Origin of the sequence: Vibrio sp. S12_S33 (genome assembly GCF_963889785.1) — a bacterium.
Lineage (GTDB): Bacteria > Pseudomonadota > Gammaproteobacteria > Enterobacterales > Vibrionaceae > Vibrio > Vibrio aestuarianus.
The window spans coordinates 205,709-212,378 of record NZ_CAWPQZ010000002.1 but is presented as its reverse complement, the minus strand read 5'-3'; the positions used below and the strand labels follow the sequence as shown (position 1 = coordinate 212,378).

The window sequence follows — 6,670 nt, the reverse complement described above, 5'->3', positions numbered from 1 at the left end:
AAATGTTACCGCTCGACTTGCATGTGTTAGGCCTGCCGCCAGCGTTCAATCTGAGCCATGATCAAACTCTTCAATTAAAGTTTTGTTGGTCCTAAGACCGGCTCAATGAATACTGACTTCAAAACTGTTTTTACTCGAAAGTAAAAAATAATTTTAAAGCTATTGTTGTTCCAACAGAACAACAATGAATTGACTGTGTCAAAATCAAGTAAACTTGATTCTGATTGGTCACTCAGTTCATTGATAAATCTTTTTCGATTATCATCAACGAGTGCCCACACAGATTGATAGGTTTATATTGTTAAAGAGCGTTACTTTGCGAGGCGTTCCTCTCAAAGCGGACGGCAATTCTAGCGATTTAACTTCAAGTGTCAAACACTTTATTAGTTATTTCTCTTGCACTTATCTTTGATAAGTTTCCGTCATGTTGCTGGTTGACCTAGTTGGTCTGCCGTGACAACGAGGCGCATTATAGGCAGTTTGGATAATGATACAAGCGATAAAACGCATTTTTTTCTAACAAACAGTTCGCCTGCTCATTAAACAATCAAAGTAAGCATTTATTATACAAAAAGGACCAATAATGGTCCTTTTTGTAGGTATAGGCAGTGATTAATCTTGATGAGCAATGATTTGATCATTGCTAACAATCAACTTCACTTTTTTATCTGGCAAGATTTTTCCAGCTAATATATCTTTTGCTAGTGGGTTTTCAACACTCTGTTGAATTGCCCGTTTCAAAGGCCGCGCACCATAGACAGGGTCAAATCCAACTTGAGAGATCAGTTCTAACGCTTTATCTGATACTTCTAGTTGATAGCCTTTCTCTTCCATTCTTTGACCAAGACGGGCCAGTTGAATAGAAGCAATCGACTTAATTTGTTCTTGTCCGAGCGGATGGAACACAACACTTTCATCGACCCGGTTTAAGAATTCTGGTCTAAAGTGTTTGCTCACCACCTCCATAACTTCATTTTTGATGCCTTCATAGTTGAGACTTGCGAATTTTTCTTGGATACGAGCAGACCCCAAGTTTGATGTCATTATTACTACGGTATTACGAAAATCGACCGTACGCCCCTGACCATCAGTCAAGCGACCATCATCTAGCACTTGTAACAGAATGTTGAACACATCCGGATGCGCTTTTTCCACCTCATCAAGTAAAATGACTGAATAAGGTCTACGACGCACGGCTTCCGTTAAATATCCACCTTCTTCATATCCAACATAACCAGGAGGTGCACCGACAAGGCGAGCAACAGAATGTTTCTCCATAAACTCGGACATATCAATGCGCACCATGGCATCTTCACTATCAAACATGAAATTGGCGAGTGTCTTACAAAGCTCCGTTTTACCAACACCAGTTGGACCTAAGAACAGGAAAGATCCAATCGGTCGCTGCGGATCTGACAAACCAGCTCGACTACGGCGAATTGCATTTGAAACCACTTCAACAGCTTCTACTTGTCCGATCACTCTTTTATGCAGTACAGCTTCCATTTGCAGCAGCTTTTCTTTTTCTGCTTCAAGCATTTTCGATACTGGAATTCCCGTTTGCTTTGATAATACTTCTGCAATTTCAACATCGGTTACTTTATTACGTAATAAGGTCATTTCTTGCATTTCAGCCTGAGTGGCAAGGTCAAGTTGTTTTTCCAATTCAGGAATACGTCCGTATTGCAATTCCGACATCCGGCTTAAGTCACCCGCTCGACGAGCGAATTCCATATCCATCCGAGCTTGTTCCAGTTCAGACTTGATATGCTGAGTACCTGAAAGCGCCGCTTTTTCTGCATTCCATACTTCTTCCAATTCAGCGAATTCACGCTCTTTTTCTTTGAGTTCTTCATTCAAAGTAAACAAACGTTTGGTGCTCGCCTCATCGTGCTCATTGGTTAATGCCTGCTGCTCTATTTTAAGCTGAATAATCTTGCGTTCTAACTTATCCAGTGATTCTGGTTTTGAGTCAATCTGCATGCGTATACTTGATGCAGCCTCATCAATTAAGTCGATCGCTTTGTCCGGTAATTGTCGATCAGAAACATAACGGTGCGATAAACTCGCCGCGGCAACAATTGCAGGGTCAGTAATTTCAACATGATGATGAAGTTCATAACGTTCTTTTAGGCCACGTAAAATAGCGACGGTATCTTCTACGCTCGGCTCATCAACCAATACTTTTTGGAAGCGGCGCTCAAGAGCAGGGTCTTTCTCTATATACTGACGATACTCATCTAAAGTTGTTGCTCCAACACAATGCAGTTCTCCGCGGGCTAATGCAGGTTTGAGCATATTACCAGCATCCATCGAACCTTCGCCTTTCCCTGCACCAACCATCGTATGTAGTTCATCAATAAACAGAATGACGTTGCCTTCTTCCTTTGTTAGCTCATTAAGTACTGATTTTAAGCGTTCTTCAAATTCACCACGATATTTAGCACCCGCTACCAAAGCGCCCATGTCTAACGACAAAACACGTCTACCACGTAGACCTTCAGGTACTTCGTTGTTGATAATGCGCTGTGCTAACCCTTCAACAATGGCGGTTTTACCCACCCCCGGTTCACCGATAATCACCGGGTTGTTTTTAGTTCGGCGTTGCAGTACCTGAATAGTGCGACGAATTTCGTCATCACGACCAATAACAGGATCAAGCTTACCCTGCTCCGCTCGCTCTGTAAGATCGATAGTAAACTTTTCTAAAGCTTGTCTTAGTTCTTCAGCATTTGGGTCATTAACTTTCTGCCCCCCGCGGATCTGCTCTATCGCATCCGATAATTTCTTTTCGGTTAAACCTAATTCTTTTAGCAGTTTTCCAAGCGCACCTTTATCTTCTAGCGCCGCTAACAAAAATACTTCAGATGAGATGTACGAATCTTGGCGTTTTTGGGCCAACTTGTCACACAAGTTAAACATAGTGCCCATAGCACTCGACAATTGCACATCACCACCAATACCACTGACTTTAGGTAAGCGATCTAAAATTTCACCTAACTTTGAGCGAAGATGCATCACATCAATACTTAGCATCGTCAGTAGTGGACGAATCGGGCTACCATTTTGGTCAAGCAGCGCCACCATCAAATGAACGGGCTCTATATATTGATGATCACGGCCTAATGCCAATGATTGCGCATCAGAAATTGCAATTTGAAATTTGCTTGTAAATCGATCTAAACGCATACCAATATTCCTCATTCTATTGTTGAGAGACCAATCTTATGTAGCTAAAGATGGATACGAGGCATGGTTTTTTCAAGGGGGGAGGTGTGGGAAGATTTTCTAATTTAAATGGCTATTCAATCCAAATAAAGGATGCTTGGCGTCCGGTAATACCATCTCGTCGATAAGAATAGAAACGTGCAGGATCTTGATAAGTACAAAGACCACTGTCAAATACTTGCTCAACTCCGCATTGATTCAGCCTTAATATTGCCAGTTGAGACATATTCGCTAGCCACTTTCCATCTCCTTTTGCAGAAAATGCATGGAAAGCCTTAACGTCTACATCAACGAAAGCTTGATAGACATCATGATCCACTTCAAAAGCGAGTGGTCCAATTGCAGGCCCGAGCCAAGCTATCACATCACCAGAAAATTGCGCCACTGCATTTTCAATAATGCCGTTGGCGAGTCCGCGCCAACCCGCATGTACAGCGGACACTTGAGTTCCTGCAGTATTAGTCAATAAAACGGGTAAGCAATCAGCAGTCATTGCTGAACAGACAACATTAGGGTGTTGAGTGAAAAGACCATCGGCATCCAAAATATCATTCGTGGATGAGCTCACTTCAATGACGTGAGTGGAATGAGTTTGGTTTAACCAAATAGGCATCGCAGGTAATTGAGCTTGTTGTAGAAGCCAATTACGATTGCGCTCGACTAATGATGAGTCATCCCCAACATGAGTTCCTAAATTGAGCCCCTCGTAAGGAGCAAGTGAAAAACCACCGATTCTTGTCGAAGAGAAGGCCTTCACATTTTTAGGAGCATTCCAATTAGGGATGACCATTTCCATTAATATTCTTCTTTTTTATTCAGCTTGGTGTCCACTCGAAGTGCTTCAGCCATTTCGACCATATCGTCTGGAACAGGCGCATGGAACTCAAGGTTTTCACCGGTAACTGGATGATTAAATCTAAGCATCACGGCATGTAATGCTTGACGATCAAAACCGCGAATCATTTCAGCCAGTTCTTCCGTTGCCCCTTTTGGAATACGAGCTCGGCCGCCGTAAGCTGTATCCCCCAAAAGTGGATGCTGTAAGTAAGACATATGCACGCGAATTTGGTGTGTACGACCAGTTTCAAGACGGAGACGAATACGCGTATGCTCGCGGAAATGTTCAGCAACGCGGTAATGAGTTACCGCCGGCTTACCTAAAGGGCTAACGGCCATTAAGGTTCGTTTAGTTGAATGGCGACCAATCGGCTTATCAATCATGCCACCAGCCGTCATCGTTCCAATTGCAATCGCTTCATACTCACGAGTGATATTGCGCTTTTGTAGCGCTCGCACCAAATGAGTTTGAGCGGGTACCGTTTTAGCTACCACCATTAACCCGGTAGTATCTTTGTCCAAACGGTGCACTATACCTGCACGTGGAACTTCCGCAATAGCTGGATAATGGAACAATAATGCGTTAAGCACTGTGCCATCGGGTGTTCCGGCACCAGGATGAACGACAAAATCTCGTGGTTTATTGATGACAATAATGTCATCATCTTCATAAACAATGTCTAAAGGAATGTCTTGCGCTTCCCAACGCTCTTCATCTTCAAGTTCGGCTTGAACGGTAATGATTTCGCCACCCATGACTTTAGTTCGCGGTTTGGTAATCACTTCACCATTAACCTGAACCTTGCCATCTAAAAGCCACTCTTTTAGACGTGAGCGTGAGAAATCAGCGAATAATTCAGCGACAGCTTGGTCTAAACGTTGACCTAACTGGCTATCTTTTACTGTATTTGTTAATTCAATCTGCTGAGCCATATAGAACTTTTTTAAAAACCGTGAGACTAATAGCGTCTAGTATGGATAAAATATGGCTTTATTGTATCTGTTACTGGTAAGAAAGTAACGAAACGATTTATAAAGCGATTACGCACTCAATTAAGAAGCACTAATTCAAGGAACCGACTCCTGTCATGAAACACCACACTTTATCAGGCTTACTCGCACTATCACTGTTATTTGGCTGTTCAAGCAGCGAAGATATTGTCCCTGATGTGCCGCCTTCTGAATTGTATTCAGATGCACAAATTTCACTGCAAAGTGGCAATTGGCTTACTGCAATAGAAAAACTTGAAGCGTTAGATTCACGCTATCCATTCGGAGCTTACTCCGAACAAGTGCAACTTGATCTTATCTATGCCTATTATAAAAACGATGATCTTGCTTTAGGATTAGCTACGATTGAACGCTTTACACGTTTAAACCCAACCCACGAAAAAATGGACTGGGTACTTTATATGCGTGGCTTAACGCACATGGCTCAAGACCGTAACTTCATGCATGACCTTTTTAATGTTGATCGTTCAGATCGTGATCCTGAACCGGTAAAAGCAGCCTTTGTTGATTTCAAAAAATTACTGCAACGCTATCCAACGAGCCCATATGCAGAAGATGCACATAAACGTTTATTTGCTCTCAAAAATCGTTTAGCCGAATATGATCTTGCAACCGCTGATTTCTATCTACGTCGAGAAGCATGGATAGCGGCGATTAATCGTACTCAGGAGTTACAAAAAACTTACCCTGATACAGAAGCGGCGAGAAAATCCTTGCGTATTCAACTTGAAGCCTACAAACAGCTAAAACTTGATGACGCAATAGAAAGAACAGAAAAATTGATTGCACTCAACCCAGAGTAACCCTTTCGCAGCACTGATCAAATTCAACCATTAACAAACGATATTAACACATGGTTTGTTAATGGTTTTTTGCTATCAGCTGTTAAATATGAGAGAGCAAGAAAAACACAGAGGAAAACGAGTAGACGCCACCGTAGGTATGAATACAAAACCTGAGTGGCATTGGACGCAACTTACCCTACCTGCTTAGCAAATAAACAACACGTTTATTAAGCCGTAAAAAGGCCCTAAAAATGGAGAAGTTTTTAGCTTGCGATACCATTCAATCTATCGTAAACAATATGAATCTCAAGCTTTTCCTTGCCCTCTTGATACCACTTTTTGCGTGAGATCACGTTTAAACCCAACATTAGAAAACCCTCACCATAAGGTGATATAGATCACATTTATTTCTTATCGAATAGGTAATCTGGAGTTAACCCATGAGGGATGACACAGAGGAAAAAATCTATGAAAGTAAATATCACTGGTAAAAATATCGACATCACCTCTGCAATCCGCGATCACATTGAGAGCAAATTTAAGAAGTTAGAAAAATGGCAAGTGGACATTATTGGCTGCCAAGCTAGCTTTAGTGAAGAACCAGGTAAACAGAAAAAATTTGAAGCGATAATTACGGTACCCAAAGGACAACTCGTCGCTTCCGCAGTACATGAAGATCTTTATACAGCTGTTAATGAGGTAGAACAAAAACTAGAACGTCAACTCAATAAACTGCGCCACAAACCAGAAGCTCGTCGTACAGAGAAACCGGAAGTAGAAGAAGAAATCGAATAAAGATTAAAAGGATT

5 protein-coding genes and 1 rRNA gene are annotated in these 6,670 nt (G+C 41.9%); 2 read left to right on the top strand and 4 right to left on the bottom strand.

What is annotated here, in order from left to right; all coding sequences use genetic code 11:
- The 4 genes from AACW06_RS02005 to rluD form a co-directional block, all read right to left on the bottom strand.
- Window positions 1-77: ribosomal RNA gene (locus AACW06_RS02005) — 16S ribosomal RNA — on the bottom strand; the annotation flags it as partial.
- Between the two features lie 535 nt (window positions 78-612).
- Window positions 613-3,189 carry an ATP-dependent chaperone ClpB gene (gene clpB, locus AACW06_RS02000; protein WP_192073771.1) on the bottom strand — a complete coding sequence of 859 codons (2,577 nt, stop codon included), beginning with the start codon at window positions 3,187-3,189 and terminating at the stop codon, window positions 613-615.
- Window positions 3,190-3,301: 112 nt separating this feature from the next.
- A complete protein-coding gene (pgeF, locus tag AACW06_RS01995) occupies window positions 3,302-4,024 on the bottom strand; it encodes a peptidoglycan editing factor PgeF (RefSeq protein ID WP_192073770.1) in 723 nt (240 codons plus the stop codon).
- The gene (gene rluD / locus AACW06_RS01990; protein WP_192073769.1) at window positions 4,024-4,998 is read right to left on the bottom strand and encodes a 23S rRNA pseudouridine(1911/1915/1917) synthase RluD; all 975 of its coding nucleotides are present in this window, start codon (window positions 4,996-4,998) and stop codon (window positions 4,024-4,026) included. Before rluD ends, pgeF begins: the two co-directional genes overlap by 1 nt.
- Before the next feature lie 155 nt (window positions 4,999-5,153).
- Between rluD and bamD the strand changes: the two genes are divergently transcribed.
- Both bamD and hpf read left to right on the top strand, forming a co-directional pair.
- Window positions 5,154-5,879: an outer membrane protein assembly factor BamD gene (bamD, locus tag AACW06_RS01985; RefSeq protein ID WP_171980869.1), complete on the top strand. Its 726-nt coding sequence runs from the start codon at window positions 5,154-5,156 to the stop codon at window positions 5,877-5,879.
- 450 nt (window positions 5,880-6,329) lie between these two features.
- The gene (hpf, locus tag AACW06_RS01980) at window positions 6,330-6,656 is read left to right on the top strand and encodes a ribosome hibernation-promoting factor, HPF/YfiA family (protein WP_053311209.1); all 327 of its coding nucleotides are present in this window, start codon (window positions 6,330-6,332) and stop codon (window positions 6,654-6,656) included.
- Window positions 6,657-6,670: the final 14 nt, after the last annotated feature.